This is a genomic window from Reyranella sp., assembly GCF_052439685.1.
GTDB lineage: Bacteria > Pseudomonadota > Alphaproteobacteria > Reyranellales > Reyranellaceae > Reyranella.
In genome coordinates, this window is the sequence record NZ_JBQVQG010000002.1 from 412190 (window position 1) to 428931 (window position 16742).

Annotated in this window: 13 protein-coding genes and 1 tRNA gene; 9 read left to right on the plus strand and 5 right to left on the minus strand. The window is 65.3% G+C overall.

All coding sequences use genetic code 11. The annotated features are described in order from the left end of the window. Window positions 1-250: 250 nt before the first annotated feature. On the minus strand, window positions 251-1393 hold the full coding sequence (locus tag ACT6UX_RS05065; protein WP_444774044.1) for an acyl-CoA dehydrogenase family protein: 1143 nt from the start codon (window positions 1391-1393) through the stop codon (window positions 251-253). A 128-nt stretch (window positions 1394-1521) separates the two neighbouring features. On the opposite strand from ACT6UX_RS05065, the gene ACT6UX_RS05070 reads away from it, so the two are divergent. Then, window positions 1522-2067, plus strand: coding sequence for a thermonuclease family protein (locus tag ACT6UX_RS05070; protein ID WP_444774045.1), 546 nt, complete (start codon window positions 1522-1524; stop codon window positions 2065-2067). Between the two features lie 7 nt (window positions 2068-2074). On the opposite strand, the gene ACT6UX_RS05075 is transcribed toward ACT6UX_RS05070, so the two are convergent. After that, a complete protein-coding gene (locus ACT6UX_RS05075; protein ID WP_444774046.1) occupies window positions 2075-2944 on the minus strand; it encodes an SGNH/GDSL hydrolase family protein in 870 nt (289 codons plus the stop codon). 244 nt (window positions 2945-3188) lie between these two features. Between ACT6UX_RS05075 and ACT6UX_RS05080 the strand changes: the two genes are divergently transcribed. The 6 genes from ACT6UX_RS05080 to ACT6UX_RS05105 all read left to right on the plus strand — a co-directional run bounded on the left by ACT6UX_RS05080 (window position 3189) and on the right by ACT6UX_RS05105 (window position 10094). Further along, entirely contained in the window at window positions 3189-4715 is a 1527-nt protein-coding gene (locus ACT6UX_RS05080; protein WP_444774047.1) for a hypothetical protein, read from the plus strand. Between the two features lie 180 nt (window positions 4716-4895). Further along, window positions 4896-4985 (plus strand) — tRNA-Ser (locus ACT6UX_RS05085). A 117-nt stretch (window positions 4986-5102) separates the two neighbouring features. After that, a complete protein-coding gene (locus ACT6UX_RS05090; protein ID WP_444774048.1) occupies window positions 5103-5699 on the plus strand; it encodes a TetR/AcrR family transcriptional regulator in 597 nt (198 codons plus the stop codon). A gap of 10 nt (window positions 5700-5709) precedes the next feature. Next, entirely contained in the window at window positions 5710-5994 is a 285-nt protein-coding gene (locus ACT6UX_RS05095) for a YciI family protein (RefSeq protein WP_444774049.1), read from the plus strand. 353 nt (window positions 5995-6347) lie between these two features. Further along, on the plus strand, window positions 6348-7670 hold the full coding sequence (locus tag ACT6UX_RS05100) for a carbohydrate porin (protein WP_444774050.1): 1323 nt from the start codon (window positions 6348-6350) through the stop codon (window positions 7668-7670). A gap of 183 nt (window positions 7671-7853) precedes the next feature. Then, window positions 7854-10094 (plus strand): DUF4114 domain-containing protein, encoded by a 2241-nt coding sequence (locus ACT6UX_RS05105; protein WP_444774051.1) that lies wholly within the window; start codon window positions 7854-7856, stop codon window positions 10092-10094. Between the two features lie 122 nt (window positions 10095-10216). Here ACT6UX_RS05105 and ACT6UX_RS05110 read toward each other — a convergent pair whose 3' ends face one another. After that, window positions 10217-10378, minus strand: a complete 162-nt coding sequence (locus ACT6UX_RS05110) for a hypothetical protein (protein ID WP_444774052.1) — start codon at window positions 10376-10378, stop codon at window positions 10217-10219. 408 nt (window positions 10379-10786) lie between these two features. Continuing rightward, complete coding sequence (locus tag ACT6UX_RS05115; protein WP_444774053.1) at window positions 10787-13354, minus strand: tetratricopeptide repeat protein; 2568 nt, start codon at window positions 13352-13354, stop codon at window positions 10787-10789. 170 nt (window positions 13355-13524) lie between these two features. On the opposite strand from ACT6UX_RS05115, the gene ACT6UX_RS05120 reads away from it, so the two are divergent. After that, window positions 13525-14517 carry a Bug family tripartite tricarboxylate transporter substrate binding protein gene (locus ACT6UX_RS05120; RefSeq protein ID WP_444774054.1) on the plus strand — a complete coding sequence of 331 codons (993 nt, stop codon included), beginning with the start codon at window positions 13525-13527 and terminating at the stop codon, window positions 14515-14517. Window positions 14518-14552: 35 nt separating this feature from the next. Then, window positions 14553-16190 carry a thiamine pyrophosphate-dependent enzyme gene (locus ACT6UX_RS05125; RefSeq protein WP_444774055.1) on the plus strand — a complete coding sequence of 546 codons (1638 nt, stop codon included), beginning with the start codon at window positions 14553-14555 and terminating at the stop codon, window positions 16188-16190. On the opposite strand, the gene ACT6UX_RS05130 is transcribed toward ACT6UX_RS05125, so the two are convergent. Then, complete coding sequence (locus tag ACT6UX_RS05130; protein WP_444774056.1) at window positions 16187-16729, minus strand: hypothetical protein; 543 nt, start codon at window positions 16727-16729, stop codon at window positions 16187-16189. The two genes, ACT6UX_RS05125 and ACT6UX_RS05130, sit on opposite strands and share 4 nt — an antisense overlap. Between the last annotated feature and the right edge of the window lie 13 nt (window positions 16730-16742).

The following is a 16742-nucleotide window of genomic DNA, read 5'->3' on the forward strand; positions in this document are numbered from 1 at the left end:
GATCATCGCCAATGCGAGGGCCAGCGCGAGGGCGGTCACCAGCCATGATCTGGACGTGTCGCTAGCAAGTCGGCCAGCGCCAGCGGCGTCGACTTGTAGGGCACATGCGTCACGTCGAGCTGGTAAGCACTCTTGATGTGGCATTGCGGGCGCGGCGAGCGTGACGCCGACGGCGGTTGCGAACGCGGTAAGCAGTGAGAGGCCCTCTGAGCTTTCTCCCCTGTCTCGCGTTTTGTTCTTCTTGATGCAGTCAGAATCTGAAGCCGAGGTCGCGGGCGATCAGGTTCTTCTGGATCTCGCTGGTGCCTTCGCCGATCACGTAGACCAGCGCGTCGCGATGGATTCTGCCCACCGGATATTCCCGCATGATGCCGGCACCGCCATGGATGCGGATCGCCTGCTCGCTGACGGCGACCGCGGTCTCGCTGGCGATCAGCTTGACCCGCGCGGCCGTCGCGGAATCCAGCGTGTTCTGGTCGACCCGCCAGGCGCCGTAGTAGACCAGCCACCTCGCCGCCTCGATCTGCGCCGACATCTCCGCGAGCTTGTGGCCGATCGCCTGGTAGTCGCCGATGCGCTTGTTGGCGACCAGCCGGTCGCGCGCATAGGCGGTGGCGGCGTCGAAGGCGGCCCGCGCCATGCCGAGTGCGTTCGCCGCGACGCCGACCCGGTTCTCGCTGAGCGACTCCAGAATCACCGGATAGGTTCCGAGCCGGTCGCCCAGCAGGCAATCGTCCGGGACGAACACGTCGTCGAGATGGATCAGGCCGGTTTCGGAGGCGCGGATGCCCTCCTTCCGCAGCTTCTCGATGGTCATGCCTGCGGCCGGCAGCTCGACGATGAACAGGCTGATGGCGTCGCCACTCAGTTCCGGCGCGGTGCGCGCCGCGACCAGCAGGAAGTCGGCGATCGGCGCGTTGGTGATGTAGAGCTTGCTGCCGCGCAGCCTCCAGCCGCCTGACGCCCGTTCGGCGCGGGTCCGCAACGCGCGGATGTTCGAGCCGCCGTCGGGCTCGCTGAGCGCGAAGCCCGCGATCTTGCGGCCCCGTAGGGCGGGCTGGAAGAAGCACTGGCGCTGTGCCTCCGTGCCGGCCTTCCAGATCGGCCAGATGCCCAGGTGGCTGTGCGCCGACCAGCTCGAGGCGAAGCCCTGGCTCATGTAGCTCAGTTCCTCGCGCACGATGCAGTCGCTCACCTTGTCGAGGCCGCTGCCGCCGTCGCGCTCGGGATAGCGGACGCCCAGCAGGCCGAGTTCGCCCCAGCGCGCGAACACTTCGCGCGGCAGGACCTCGTCCTCCTCGGCCGCCGCCACCAGCTTCCGATGCTCCGACTGGCACAGGCGCCTGACGGTCTCGCGCACGGCCTCGTGCTGTTCCGAGAAGGAGAAATCCATGTCGACGGCGTTTCCTGTGTCTTGGTTCTTTTCACGAAGACTGACGACGATCCAACTTCCGGTCAATCGACGGCGCGGCCCGCGTGCTATAAGCCGGGCGCACGAACAGCCCCGCAAGGTTCCCACCGTTGAAAGCCGCCCGCTCTCCCCTCGCCCTTCTCTCAGCGCTCGCCGTCCTGGCAATGGCGACGGGCGTCGCCGCCCAGTCCTCCGACGACGACACGGTCGTTCCGCCGGCGCCGAAGCCACGCTTCACGGTGGTCGACGGCGACACGGTGAAGTTCGGGCCGCAGGTCGTGCGGCTGTTCGGCATCGACGCGCCCGAGCGCAGCCAGACCTGCGACGACGGCCAGTGGCGGGCCGGGGCGCTCGCCCGCAAGGCGCTTGAGGAGTTCATCGCCGGCCGCCCCGTGACCTGCCGGCTGGTCGATCCCGACCGCAAGACCCGCCCGCCGGTCGCCCAGTGCTTCGCGGGCGAAGACGACCTTCAGGAGAAGATGGTCTCGGCCGGCTGGGCCTGGGCGCTGCCGGTCAACGGCAAGGATCGCTACGGGCCCGACGAGCGCGACGCCGCGCTGCGCAAGGTCGGGGTCCATGCCCACAAATGCGTGTCTCCCGCCGAATGGCGCGCGATGCTGCGTCGCGAAGCGCTCAGGCGCGAACAGGGCGGCTGAACGGCCGCTAGGAGAGGTCGGGGAGCCGCGCGGCCAGCAGGCTGGCGACCATCGCGTTGCCGCGCCCGTTCAGGTGCGTGTTGACGTAGAACGAGGCTGCTGCCGGCTCGATCGCGAATCGCGGGAATGTATCGACGGTCGCGAGGCCGGCGCCGCGCGCACGCTCGAGGACGAGTTGGGTCACCCGCCGCTGCTCCGCGGCAAACGTCCGGTCGAGCCAGATCTGCGGATGATACTGCCCCAGCAGCACGACACGGCATCGGTGCCGCTCACCGAGCTGCGCCAGGCGAGCGATCAGATGCAGGGCGATCCGCAGCCCTTGGCCCGCAGCGTGCCGCCTCACATGGTAACCGAAGAGCTGCTGAAGCGACGCCGGCAGGCCGATCACAACACGGTCGAGGCGATGGCGCAGCCACGGTGGCGCGCGCCGCCGGCGTTCCGGCACCGGCACGCCGGCGAGCGCGAGCCGGTCGTCCTCGAAGTCAAACCACGGCTTGTCGCGCCCCCACACCCGGCGCATCTCGGTGCGCCGGATGTCGTCGGCGATGAAGCCTGCGACCACCATCGACGGCGCGTGCCGGGCGGCGAGGCGTTCGGCGCGAAGAACGATCTGGTCGAAGCCGTAGCCGGACACGCCGCCGTTCAGGACCGGGCGCCCGCTCAGCCGCTGAAGCTGCGCCGGCCAAGTCTCCGCATCGCCGACTTCCTCGCCGAACGTGTAGGAATTCCCCACGGCGAGAAGCGCCGGCCCCTCGGCGGCCCAGGGAAGCTCGCCGCAACTGCGCAAGCCATCGGCGTCGATCGTCACGGGCCAGCCGCCCGCCCCGCTGCCGCGAAATCCGGGCTTCGGCACATATCCCAGCTCGTCGTCGTGCATCAGGCAAAAATCGTCCGCCATGTGCTGCCGCTACGGTAGAATCCGCTTTGTTGCAATCGAGGCCGTGCCAAGCCCATCAGGTCCCGCCGAGACGTCCATCGCTAAGGCCGGCCCAGGAGCAGCTTCACGTCACTTCCTCTGAACTCGAATGCGTCCAAGATTCGTGGTGATCGACTCGAAGGAATCTTTTGCTTGTTGTGATGGAGTCGGGATGGGGGGCGTGTAGCGTCCGCCTACGCCTTCGATGACCCGTCACCGCCCCCCCGCTTTGCGCTCTGTCATTCAGTCTGCCACCACCGGCACGAGCTGGGTTGCCAATCCGAGCGCGATCGCTCTCGTCTCGGCTCTGCTTGTGGCACTCGGCGTTCTCGGCATAGTTCGAGGATCTGCCAGCGTCATCAATCCACATGTATTCAGTTACTATGTCATCAACTATGAAGTCGGCCTGATCCGGAGGGGGCTCGTCGGCGAGGTGTGGTCCTGGTTTCTGCCTCAGGGTGACCTGAGGGCGATCCGTTCCATCCTTCTTGCCTATTACTGGCCGCTCGTCGCCGTCCTGTTCCTGTCTCTCCTGTGCTGGGTGATGACGATCGAACTGAGGCGCCGCGACTTCCTCTTCTCTGGACTGTTCGCCGTCTTCCTGGCCTCCCAGTTCATGCCGACGCTGGCCTACGACGTGGGCTTCCTGGATGTCTTCGTATTCCTTCTCGTCGTTGCTGCCACCGCCGCCCTCGCGGGCCGCCGCTACGCGCTCGTCGCGTTCGCCGGTGCGATCGGGCCGTTCATCCACGAAGGCTTCCTCTTCTACTGGTTGCCCGTGATTGTCGTCGGCCTGTGGGAAGAGCGCAGTCTGCGGCGTGGCATCGTGCTGGCACTGCCTCTGGCGAGCGTCGTCTGCATATACCTCTTCGCCTCCAAAGAGATTGCGATCGCACAAATGTCGGCTTCGCCCTTGCCGGATCCGGACAAGCAGGAAGCCATCGCTCAGCAGTTCGGGCAGACCCTGCTGACGAATCTGGTGATGATCGCAATCAAATACCGGAACTATCCAGTCAACGTGCTTGCGGCGATTGCCTTCTTCACGCTCCCGGCTCTAGCGATCATCGGCGTGTATGCGACGGCAAGACGACAGATGGCGGCGATGATCGTCCTCGCTTTGTCCGCCGCCGGGCCGCTCCTGCTCCTGACGATTGCCTGGGACCTCTCCAGGTTTCTCGTTGCCTCGGTCTTCACGGTGTTGATAGCAACGCTCTACATGGAGACTGTTCGGCCGGCGCCACGCGCAACATGGCTGTTGCCGACAGCCTGCGCCACATTGGCGTTCGCTCTCGTTCAGGTGCCGTTCACCTATGCCTATTTCGAAGTCGCCAAGGTCGCCGATGTGGGCCCAGAAGCTCTTCGGAATGGTCCGGTGGGTCGCCTCACACAAAAGGCCGTGGCGTTCTACTCCAGGGCGATCGGTCCCGTTACGAGCGAACGGCACGGACAGGACACCCTGCCCCCCGGAAATGCCTGGTTCGTGGAGGAAGACATCTGGCGCGGCACGTGGATCCGACGACGGGATACCAACGAGTTCGATGCCGCCATGACTCTGCCAAATGGTTCGATCGTGACGTACACCGTGACGGTGGAGCGCGACGGGGAAACGATCATCGCCCACCGGAACCTGGGAGGTCACGATCGGCTCGACTACGTCGGCAAGCTCAATGGCCGATCGATATCGGGAACCTATGCCGGCGGCTATTGGTTCGCCCAAATCGAACCACGGTGATGTCGAGCGTGGCATCAGTGCTTCCAATCCCCGGACAGCCGCGGGGGAAGCGCGATCGCGAACCCCGAGAACATCAATGCCGCGATCGGCCCGGGGCCGTCGTTGGTGACCAATTCGGCTTTTGTTCCGAGCCGGCATCCGCTAAAAGACCGCCAGTTACCGGCCATTTAGCGGCCTCGTGGATGGGTGGCCGAGCGGTTTAAGGCACCGGTCTTGAAAACCGGCGTGGGTTCACGCCCACCGTGGGTTCGAATCCCACCCCCTCCGCCATTTCCGCGCCTACCACCGGTCGCTTGCCGATGCTCCACAGGTCCTGCCTTCGACAGGGCTGTTTGACAATCTAGGACAATCGACCTAATGGTTAGGTCAATCGTCCAACGGGCAAGCATGAGCGCGAGCGAGACGCGGCAGCAGATCGTCGAGGTGGCGGACCGGCTCTTCTATGAGCGCGGCTTCGAGGCGACGTCGTTCGCTGACATAGCAAAGCAAGTCGGGCTGTCCCGGGGCAACTTCTACTACCACTTCAAGACGAAGGACGAGATCCTGGGCGCGGTGATCGCGCAGCGCCGGGCGAACACGATCGCCCTGCTGGAGGGCTGGGAGAGCGATGCGGCGTCACCGGCCGGTCGGATCCTCAGCTTCGTGCACATGCTGATCGCCAACCGCACCCGGATCATGGCGCACGGCTGCCCGGTCGGCACCTTGTGCAACGAGCTGGCGAAGCTCGACCATGCCGCCGGCAGCCAGGCGGCCGCCCTCTTCTCGGTGTTTCGCGAATGGCTCGCCCGGCAGTTCGCCGCGCTGGGGCACGCAGCGGATGCCGATGCGCTGGCCCTGCACCTGCTGATGCGCAGCCAGGGAGTCGCGGCACTCGCCACCGCCTTCCGCGACGAGAGCTTCATCCGCCGCGAAGTGGCGGACATGGAGTGCTGGCTCAAAGCCCAATGTCGGGCCGCCTCCGGCCGGTCCCGCCGCTCAGCCTGAAGGAGCCGTCATGTTCGCCATTACTCTTCGCTTCGCCGACAAAGGCAAGGCGTCGCCGCTGATGGACGGCCACAATGCCTGGATCAAACGCGGCTTCGACGACGGCGTGTTCCTGCTGGTCGGCAGCCTGCAGCCGGCGGGAGGCGGTATGATCCTCGCGCACGGGGAGTCGCGCGCGGCGATCGAGGCTCGGGTGCAGGCCGACCCGTTCGTCGCCGAGGGCGTGGTCCGCGCCGAGATCCTGGCAGTCGCGCCGGGCCGCACGGATGAGCGACTCGCCTTCCTGAAGGCTTGAAAGATCCCATTCACGTTCAGACGCTGACGTCGTGTCGACGACGGAAGGCCTCGTGGCGATCGCTCGGGTTCAGAAGGCTCGCCGAGTCGCCTTCGATTGCTTCGGTCTCGTCGCCGTGCCGGGCCAGAAACTCCGAAAACGACGGCAGGCGCCGCCGCAATGTCCGCGGTCGGTTTTCGGGGCTGGGAAGTCATCGCTGGGCAAAGCACCGAGGGACACACTCGCTGCCGTCCTTCGGGGGAGCGGCGTGCAATGGTGACCCATTGCGGTCATTCTGGCGGACAAGAAGGTATGAAAGATCGAGCCTTCGCTGACATGCTCTCGTCGGCGTCAGTCCAAGGATGAGTCGGGCAATGTCGGGTAGACGACTCCGCGGTGCCGTGGTCGCTTTGTGGTGGGCGATTCTGGGGGCGACCGCGATGCAGAGCCGACCGGCGCGCGCCGACGCACCGGAAGCGACAGAACCGGGCCTGTCGTCGTGGCTGCAAGGACAGTACATGACCGGGGACTGGCGCGGGACGCGAAGCGATCTCGAAGCGAAGGGCATCACGCTGCGCGGCCACCACATCGCGGAATCGGCGGTCAATCCGGTTGGCGGACTGCGGCAGGGCGCGGCCTATACCGAACAAATCGACGCCGGCGCCGACTTCGATCTCGAAAAACTGATCGGCGTTCCAAAGGCGAGTCTCCACGTGACGTTCACCCAGCGCGCCGGACAGAGTCTGGCGGCCAACGCCATCGGCAGCTACATCTCCGTGCAGGAGATATACGGCGCCGGACAGAACGTGCGGCTGGCCCAACTGTCATACGAGCAGCTGCTGCTGGAGGACCGCCTCCGCATCAAGCTCGGCTGGCTGCACGCCTCCGACGATTTCGCGACCTCGCCGATCTACTGCTACTTCCAGAACAACGGCTTCTGCGGACAGATCGCGATCGTCGTGAACAGCGGCTTCACCATCTATCCGACCGGTAGCTGGGGCGGCATGGCGAAGGTCAGTCTCTCCGACGAAATCTATTTCCAGACCGGCGTCTACGAGGTCAACCCGACGCTGGCGGCACCGGCCAACGGTTTTAAGCTCGGGATCTCCGGCGCCACCGGCGTCATCATGCCGGCCCAGCTGGGCTGGCAGCCACGTCTCGGCAGCGCCGGGCTGAAGGGCCATTACAGGCTCGGCGGCTACTACGATACGTCCGACGTGCCGTACCTCGGGTCGCCGCCCGGCGGCCCGCAGGCCACGGCCCGCGGCCGCTGGGGCTTCTATGGCCAGGCCGACCAGATGATCTACCGCACGGCGCCCGGAACGGACCGCGGGTTGACGGCCTTTGCCGTCATCGCCTATGGCGCCCCCGGCACGGCGATGCTCGAGTATATCGGGCAGCTCGGGCTTCTGCTGAGAGGGACCTTTGCCGGCCGCGACGACGATTCGATCGGCCTGGCGGTCAGCTACAGCAAGGTGAGCAGCACTCTGGCCGCGGCGCAGAATGCCGCGAACGCAGGTGCGCCGGGATCGGTCGGCGTTCAGTCGGCAGAAACCACCATCGAGCTCAACTATCGCGCCCAGGTCACGCCATGGTTCTCGTTGATGCCGAACGTCCAGTACGTCATCCGGCCCAATGGCGTGACGACGATTCCCAACGCCCTGGTGTTGGGCCTTCAAGCCAAACTGACATTTTGAGTGGAGAGCGTTGCGACCACGGCCCGACATACTTGAGCGATGCAAGTCTTTTGCAGTGCAAGATTTTAGCCTCCCGAACTCCAGCGACGGTAAGATTTCAAACCATCGTCGATGTTGCGCGGCGCTACGCTCATTGGCCATAAGGTGGCGATCTCAGCCGTTTGAACGAGGAGTTCGATCGACATGGCCAGTACACCCGATGACGGTCCGGAAGACGACAACGACACGCCGCCGACCGACCTCACCACGCCCAAGGGTGGCCTGTTCGGCGGCGGTTTCGACTCGAGCGGGATAGACGACCCCAACGTCCGCGCCCTCTTGATGGATTATCACTGGGTCACCACGCTGGGTGGCAGCACGCCCGCGACCATCGTGAAGTACGCCTTCCCCACCGAGGTCTCGGACTACACCGAGGGTGTCCCGGGTGGGTACCCGGACACGGCGTTGCTCGCGAAGTTCCAGGAAGCGAGCGCGAACCAACAGGCGGCCGCCCTCGCCGCCATGAATCTCGTCCAGTCGTACACGAATCTCCAGTTCGAGGAGGCCGACTCAGCGTCGGCCGTCGATGCGACGCTGCGCTTCTCCGGAATAACCAGCGGCAGCTCGCAGGCGGCCTTTCCCGCCAACCCCGGTCCCTATTCTTCCCAGGATGCCCGCGAATCCGGCGACAACTGGCTCAGCACCAATGGCCGCCCCCCGGCGGATTTCTACGGGACGGACCATTTCAACACGATCATGCACGAGATGGGTCACGCGCTGGGCCTGAAGCACGGGCACGATCCGGACTATAACGGCGCGCTGTCGGTGGAGACGAACGATAACGAATTCTCCGTCATGACCTACGCGAGCTATATCGGTGCCAACACGAGCACGGCGACCGAGGCTCACTTGGGATCCTCGCCGCAAAGCTACATGATGTACGACATCGCGGCACTGCAGGCCTATTACGGTGCGAACTTCGACAAGGTCGCCACGACGTCGCTCTACACCTGGGACGAGACCACGGGACAGCAGTCCATAAACGGCGCTCCCGCGCCAGATACCGGCGTGACGGCGGCAAACAAGATCTTCTCGACCGTGTGGACGCAGGGCGCGCTCTCGACTTACGACCTCAGCAACTTCGACGAGGACCAGCATGACGACCTGCGCCCGGGACGGTGGCTCACCTTCTCGCGCGAGCAGCTCGCCGACCTGAATTCCGCACTCGCCCTCCCCAGCCCGGCGCCCTTCATCGCCCAAGGCAACGTCTACAACGCGCTGCAATTTGGCGACGACACACGGTCGCTGATCAGCCACCTGATCGCCGGCAGCGGCAATGACACAATCATCGGCAATGTTCTCGACAACACGCTGACCGGCAATGACGGCAACGACTTCCTGCAGGGTGAGGCCGGCAACGACACGCTCATCGGCGGGAACGGCAGCGACTTCCTCGACGGCGGGGACGGCAACGACCTGCTCTTGGGCGGCGCCGGCATCGACCAGCTGAGGGGCGGCTTCGGAACCAACATCCTGCAAGGCGGAGCTGAAGGAGATTTCATCGAGTTCGGCGATGGGACCGACACGCTCCGCGACACCTGGACCGACATCACGAACGACGTGATCAGCGGGTTCGCAACGGGGCACTCGGTCGATGTGCTGCGCTCGCTCGTCGGCCGCTCGAGCCTCAGCATCGAATACGATGACGACTTCACCTACGCCACGCTCACCGCCGACGCGAATTCCGTGAGCCTCGGCGGTACGTTCCAGGGCGGCGATTTCATCGCGGCGGCGCGCGGAATCGGCGCGGACGCGCACACGACGTTCACCTATGTGAACTTCCTGCCGACCTTGCAGGAGGGTGTGCAGGTCGTGTCGTCGTTCATCAATGGCATCGCTAGCGACGCCTATCTCGAGGGTGACGGCTCGGTGACCTTCACGCTCGACTTCAAGTCGGCGATCTCGGCCTTCGCCAATTCCTTCGGCTATTACGAGGTGACGGACAACGGCGTGCTCGGCGATGTCCACATCCTGTTCGCCAACACGCTGAACGTGGCGATGGACGCCCGCACCGTCGAGCTCACACCCGGGGCCGAGACGCGGCTGGGATTTTTCCTGATCCAGGACGGCTACAACCGGCTGGGCGACCTGCCCGACGATCTCTCGTTCCGCGCGCCCGGCTCGGCGGATCCGGCCACGCTCGATGCCGGCCTGCCGCCTGTCCTGTTCAGCGATTCGCGCGGGTCGTTCGACGGCGCGGTCATCTTCCACACCTTCTCGACGCTCAATCCCGGCGACATGGTTCAGGTCCTCTCGGGAACTTCCCAGGGAGGCCTGGAAATGTCGCTCGGCTTCGAGGATCTGCCGTCGTCGTGGGGCGATAACGACTTCCAGGATCTCGTGATATCCATTCGAACGGACGCCGACGGACTGTTCGTCGTCTAGGCACCGCCCCTCCTCGCCCGGAGTAGCTCGGCGTCGGCATCGCTCTTGACGATGAGCGCCGCCGACGGCCGATCGTTGCCGGCTGTCGATCGCCAGCTTCACCGCCGGCCGTAGCCGGAGCGTCAGAACGGGCGGATGAAACGGATCACGGCCCAGATCACCAGCACGATCGTCGCAGCGACCAGCCACACGCGCTGGCGTCGCACCAGTCCGAGAAGACCGAAGATCACCACCGCCGCGATGGCGATGAGGTCGGTGGATGCGATGTAGTCGTTGAAGAACATGTCGTTTCCCCCTTGAAATTGGGAACGCACGCAGTCGCGCCGCTCCTGTTCCTTCTTAGGGCTGAAACAAGTACCGATTCAATACGGACGAGAAGACATCGGCGAGAACTGCGAAACCACTCCCGATGAACAGACGAGTTTCTACCGGCGCCGTGAGGTCCACTACTTCTCGATGCTCCTCGGCAATCAGGTCGCGCACCACCGCGGCCCCGATCATTCCACCCCGGTGACAAGTACCGTATCGCGATTCATCATCAACACTCCGAAGACGCCAGCCACCAAGCGCATCGTCGCGCCGCACGACGGCGATGCAGTGTGTACACTGTATGCAAAAGCGCGACGCTTCAGGAGATCATTTCGGGCAATACTGATCCCCCGGCCGCCTGGCGCGCCGGCCGCTTGAACGGGTCAGTTCACGCCGTATCTCGCGAACTCGTTCGAGATGCTCGGCTGGATACCGCTGGCAGCCGACATGTCCGCGATGCCCGCAGGTTCCTCGCCTTTGAGCGACTTCGCGAGACCGCGTCCGTAGAGGGCGCGGGCGCGCTGTGGGTCGACCTTGAGCGATGCGTCGTATTCGGCGATCGCCTTGTCGTATTGCTTCTGCTTGAGATAGATCAGCCCGATATTGTCGTGGGCATAGGGGTCGTTCGGCACCAGCCGCAGGACCTCGTTGCAGTCGGCCAGCGCCTCGTCGAGGCTGGCCCCCATCACCGTCCGCGTCAGGCAGCGGTTGTTCAACGCCGGGCTCATCTTCGGGTCGAGTTTCAGCGTCGCGTCGTAGTCGGCGAGGGCCTTGGCCAATTCACCCTTGTTGAAGAAGGCGATGCCGCGGTTGAGGTACAGATTGGCGTCGCGCGGCCGCAGCCGGATCGCGTTGTTCAGGTCTTCGATCGCGTTGTCGTATTCGCCCATGCTGCTGTAGAGGTTGGCGCGGCTGGCGTAGATGCGCGGATTCTTCACATCGACGCGCAGCGCCTGGGAATAGTCCTCGATGGCGCGGGCGACATCGCCCCGCAAGACCAGGACCTGGGCGCGATAGTACAGCGCCGTCGGGTTGCCGGGCGACAGGCGCAACGCGTCGTTGATGCCGGCGAGCGCCCGAGGATAGTCCTTCTTGAGACCATAGGCGAAGCCACGCTGGATCAGCGCATTGATATCGTCGGGGCTGATGAGGAGCGCGGTATCGAAATCGGCGATGGCGGCGTCGAGCCGGTTCTTGAAGATCTGCGCCATACCGCGGTTGATGTAGGCCAGCGGTTCCTTGGGATCGATGGCGATCGACGAGGTGTAGTCTTCGATCGCATGGTCGTAGTCGTCGATGCGATGGTAGGCGGCGCCGCGCTCGAAGAACGCGAAGGCCATGCCGGGTGCCAGCTGGATCGCGTGGTCGAGGTCGACCACCGCCTCCTGCGCCTTGTCCATCTTGAGATAGGCCGCACCGCGGCCGAGAAAGGCGCGCGGCTCCTTCTCGTTGATTTCCAGCGCCGATTCGAAATCCTTGACGGCCGCCTCGTATTCCTGCTTGTCGATCAGGGCCATGCCGCGCTGGTAGTAGGCATTGGCCACCTGGTCGGCGATCTGCGCCGTGGCCGGATCCCGCTTGCCGTCCTTGTCCTTCTGGGTGAGCTTCAGGATGTTGGCGGTCTGCAGGCCGAGCCGCACCGCCTCGTTGAAGTCGACGATGGCGCGGTCGGGATCATTGCGCTGCCGCCAGGTGACGCCACGGTTGATGAGGGCGTTGATCTCCTTCGGGTTGAGCTTGAGGGCCTGGTCGAAGTCCCCGACCGCCTCCTCGAACTTGCCCTTCTTCGTGTAGTAGAGGATGCCGCGGTTGACGAGCGGCCCCGGATCCTTAGGCGTCAGGTCGTGCGCGATCGTGTAGTCGTCGAGCGCCCGGTCCGAATCGCCGATGCGGTGATAGGCAATGCCACGCTGCATGTGGGCGAAGGCCTGACCGGGCTTAAGCTTGATGCTCTCGCTGAAGTCCGCGATCCCCTGCTTCGCGTCGTTCTTGTACATGTACGACGCGCCGCGCCCGACATAGGGCGCCGGGTCGCGGGGATTGAGGCGGATCGACTCGGAAAAGTCGGAGATCGCCTTGTCGTAGTCGCTCTTGTCGTACCAGGCGAGGCCGCGCTGAAGGTAGGCAAAGGCCGCCTGCAGGGCGATGCGGTTGGCCTCCTGCTGCGGGGACCTGTCGAGCTGGCTGGTGATCGTGTCATGCACTTGGGAGAACGACACTGGCGCGATCTTCTCGGGCAGCAGCTTGATCGCGGTCGTGAAGTCGGCGATCGCCTGATTGAGGTCGCCCTTGCGCCGGTAGACGATGCCGCGGTTCGTCCAGGCGCTGATCTCCTTCGGGTTAATCTTGAGGGCCGCGTTGAAGTCGGCGATCGCGCCCTCGTTGTTGTCCTTGCGCAGATAGAGGACGACCCCGCGATTGATCAGCGGCAGGGTCTCGCGCGGCGCGAGCCGGATCGCATCGCTGTAGTCGATGATGGCGCGGTCAGCCTCCCCGATTGTCTGATGGACGACACCCCGCTGCATGTAGAGGTGCGGGTTCAGCGGCTGCGCCATGATGGCGTCGTTGTACATCCGGATCGCCGTCCGGAAGTCAGCCTTGGAGCGCTTATCCGTGTCCGGTCCGCTCACCGACAGGCCACGATGGAGATAGGCGAGCGCCAGGGCGCCGCCCCTCACCAGCCCCTTGTCGATGACCTCGGTACACGCGGCGACCTTCGTCGGCGCATCGGCGCCGGTCACGCCGTAGCAGACGTCCGCTTCCGAGGGCTCGCCCGGCTTCTTCGCTGCCGGCGGCTGCGGAGGCTGGGCTGCTGGGGCGGTCGTCGTTGGCGGTGGGCCGGCAGGCTTCGGTTGTGCCACCGCCGGAGTCACGACGACGGCGCACAAAGCCGCGATGACGGCACTGTGTGCGACGACGCGCGCCGCTTCCCCACGCTCAAAACCCCACATGACCGTTCCTCATGAAGTGCGGCGGCCCCCAAAGCCGTTGCGCACCCGACAGGCGAAAGTCCCCGTTGGCACGACTTTTGTTTCATCCGGGTGTCGGTTTCAAGGCCGCCCCATCGACGCCGATGGTGTTTTTTGGCACCTTCCCTGCGTCAAAAGGGAGGAAACCAATAATGACACTCAAGATGCGTCCGATCGGACGCCGCACTGTCGTGGCTGGAATCGCCGCCAGCACGCTGGCTGCCCCAGCGATCGTGTCGGCCCAGGGTACCTATCCCAATAAGACGGTGCGCTACATCAATCCGTATCCGGCAGGTGGCGCCACCGACACGCTGTCGCGCATATTTTGCGCCAAGATGACGGAGTTGACCGGCCAACAATGGCTGGTCGAGAACAAGGGCGGCTCGGGCGGCAATGTCGGCATGGACGCGCTCGCCCAGTCGCCGCCCGACGGCTACACGCTTGGCCTCGGCGGCATCGCCAGCCACGCCATCTCGCCAACGCTTTACGCCAAGCTGCCGTTCAACGCGAAGACCGACTTCACGTTCATCTCGACGATCTGGCAGTTGCCCAACATGCTGGTGGTCAATCTCGACCTGCCGGTGAAGACGGTGGCGGAGCTGATCGAGCTGCTGCGCAAGAACCCCGGCAAATATTCCTACGGGTCCGCCGGCTCCGGCACGACGCTGCATCTCTGCGGCGAGCTGTTCAAGATCATGGCCAAGGTCGACATGGTCCACGTCCCCTATCGCGGCGCCGCCCCGGCGATGCAGGACCTGCTGGCCGGACAGATCCAGATGATCTTCGACAACATCCCCGGCGCACTGGCCCAGTCGCGCCCCGGCAAGGTTCGGGCGCTCGGCGTCACCTCCGCGAAGCGCAGCCCCGTGGTGCCCGACGTGCCGGCGATCGCCGAGACCCTGCCAGGCTTCGACATCAGTTCGTGGACCACACTGACCGGACCCGCGAAGCTGCCGCCCGAGATCGTCGCGCGACTGTCGGAACTCTCGAAGAAGGCGCTGGAGAGCGAGGATCTCAAGGCCAAGTTCTTCGAGCAGGCGTCGATTGCCATCTGGCGTTCGCCGGCCGAAACCGCAGCCTTCCGCGATTCGGAGGAGGCCCGCCTCGCGCCGATCATCAAGGCCTCCGGCGCGCGCGTCGACTAGCGCGCGCCCTGTCCCAGGCGTGTACACTGAGGATCATGCAGACCCTCAACACCGCCCAGACCGTCCTGTCGATGCTGGAAGTGAACGGCATCGACACCCTGTTCTGTCTTCCCGGCGTTCAGAACGATCCGTTCTTCGACGCGCTTTACGACCGCACCAACGCCATCCGGCCGATCCATGCCCGCCATGAACAGGCCTGCGCCTACATGGCGCTCGGCCACGCGATGGCGACCGGCAAGCCCTCGGCCTATGTCGTGGTGCCCGGGCCGGGCTTCCTCAATACGACGGCGGCGCTGGCGACGGCCTATGCCGTCAATGCGCCGGTGCTGGCGCTGACGGGCCAGATCCAGCAGTCGATGATCGGCCGCAACGTCGGTCTGCTGCACGAACTGCCCGACCAGCTCGCCATCATGCGCGGTCTCACCAAATGGGCCGACCGCATCCCCTCACCCAGCGCCGCGCCCGGCCTGGTGAACGAGGCCTTCCGCCGGCTTCTCTCGGGACGCCAGCGCCCCGTCGCGCTGGAATGCGCCATGGACACCTGGGCACGGCGCGCGCCGGTCGAGCTGATTGGCACGGCCGCGACCGCCGATCCCTGCCCGGTCGACGAGGAGGCCGTCGAGCGTGCCGCCAAGTTGCTGGGCGGCGCCGAGCAACCCATGATCGTGGTCGGTGGAGGCGCCCAGGGTGCTGGCGAATACGTCCAGCGCATTGCCGAGCTGCTTGACGCGCCGGTGATGACCGGCCGCATGGGCCAAGGCGTGATCGACGGACGGCATCGCCTCTCGATCACCGCGCCGGCCGGCTACCGCTTCTGGGGCGAGGCCGACGTCGTGCTCGCGGTCGGCACGCGCCTGCAGCCGCCGCAACAGAACTGGGGCCTCGACGACACGCTGAAGATCGTTCGCATCGATGCCGACAGCGAGGAACTCGACCGCCATCGCAAGCCGGAAATCGGTATCGTCGGCGACGCGACAGCGACTCTGAAGCTGCTGGCCGAGTACCTGGAAAAGCGTGCCCGCAAGCACAGCGGCCGGGCCGAGCATGTCGCCGGGATCAAGGCGGCGGCCACCAAGAAGATCCACGAGACGCTCGCGCCGCAGATCGCCTACCTCGAGGCGATGCGCAAGGCACTGCCGGACGACGGCATCCTGGTCGATGAGCTGACACAGATGGGCTATGCGGCCCGCTTCGCCTGGCCGACCTACAAGCCGCGCACCTTCCTGTCACCCGGCTATCAGGGCACCCTGGGCTGGGGCTACGCCACCGCGCTGGGCGCCAAGGTCGCACGGCCGGACACCGCTGTGCTGTCGATCAGCGGCGACGGCGGCTTCATGTTCACCGCCATGGAGATGGCGACGGCGGCCCAGCACGGAATCGGCGTCGTGGCCGTGGTCTTCAGCGACGGTGCCTTCGGCAACGTGCGGCGCATCCAGCAGCAATCCTTCAACAACCGCACGATCGCCACCGAACTGCGCAACCCCGACTTCGTGAAACTGGCCGAAAGCTTCGGCGTCGACGCGGTCCGCGTCGGCTCGCCAGACGAGCTGGGCAGCGCCATTTCGCGCGGCATCGCCAAGGGCGCGCCCCTCCTGATCGACTGCCCCGTCGGCCAGTTCCCCGACCCGTGGCCGCTCGTCACCCTGCCGCGCAACCGGCCACGCAAAGCTTAGGCGACCTCTTTATTCGCCCTGATGTCGGCAAGCAGCTTCGTGGCGTGTGCCTGGTCGGCGATGCGCTTCGACGTGAAGCGGGGGTCGAGGGCGGGCGCGATCATCAGGAGGTGCTTCGCGAGGAAGGACGGCAGCGGCGGCGGCTCGCTCTGCTCCTCCGGCATCTCGACCTCGGCCATCGCGAAGTAGGTCGAGCCGTCGTCGCGCTTGAAAAAATCGACATCCCAGTGGTAAGGGCCCTCGGTCCACGAATAGCGGACCTTCACCAGCGTCTCCTTGCGCTGCGTCCACAGCCGCCCGAAGTCGACGGCGCTGAGGCCGGTCTCGATCTCGACGACCTGGCCGTCGATGGTGCGCTTGTAGGTGAAGACGTGGTCGGTCTTGCCCTCGCCCTCGAGCGAGCGGATGCGCAGACCCGGTGCGTCGAGATAGGCTTGGCGCAGCAGGTGGCGCGAGACGCCTTGCATCGCACCGAGTTCCGCTTCCAGACCCGTGGCCTGCTCGTTCAGGACAAACTTGCGCTCGTTTTCGATCGGCATGCTAAAATCGTCA

Coding starts and splice junctions, on each gene's coding strand:
- ACT6UX_RS05130 (WP_444774056.1), bottom strand. CDS start 16,729: ATGCCGATCGAAAACGAGCGCAAGTTTGTCCTGAACGAGCAGGCCACG.
- ACT6UX_RS05095 (WP_444774049.1), top strand. CDS start 5,710: ATGTTCGCCATTACTCTTCGCTTCGCCGACAAAGGCAAGGCGTCGCCG.
- ACT6UX_RS05100 (WP_444774050.1), top strand. CDS start 6,348: ATGTCGGGTAGACGACTCCGCGGTGCCGTGGTCGCTTTGTGGTGGGCG.
- ACT6UX_RS05110 (WP_444774052.1), bottom strand. CDS start 10,378: ATGTTCTTCAACGACTACATCGCATCCACCGACCTCATCGCCATCGCG.
- ACT6UX_RS05125 (WP_444774055.1), top strand. CDS start 14,553: ATGCAGACCCTCAACACCGCCCAGACCGTCCTGTCGATGCTGGAAGTG.
- ACT6UX_RS05065 (WP_444774044.1), bottom strand. CDS start 1,393: ATGGATTTCTCCTTCTCGGAACAGCACGAGGCCGTGCGCGAGACCGTC.
- ACT6UX_RS05115 (WP_444774053.1), bottom strand. CDS start 13,354: ATGTGGGGTTTTGAGCGTGGGGAAGCGGCGCGCGTCGTCGCACACAGT.
- ACT6UX_RS05090 (WP_444774048.1), top strand. CDS start 5,103: ATGAGCGCGAGCGAGACGCGGCAGCAGATCGTCGAGGTGGCGGACCGG.
- ACT6UX_RS05105 (WP_444774051.1), top strand. CDS start 7,854: ATGGCCAGTACACCCGATGACGGTCCGGAAGACGACAACGACACGCCG.
- ACT6UX_RS05120 (WP_444774054.1), top strand. CDS start 13,525: ATGACACTCAAGATGCGTCCGATCGGACGCCGCACTGTCGTGGCTGGA.
- ACT6UX_RS05080 (WP_444774047.1), top strand. CDS start 3,189: ATGACCCGTCACCGCCCCCCCGCTTTGCGCTCTGTCATTCAGTCTGCC.
- ACT6UX_RS05075 (WP_444774046.1), bottom strand. CDS start 2,944: ATGCACGACGACGAGCTGGGATATGTGCCGAAGCCCGGATTTCGCGGC.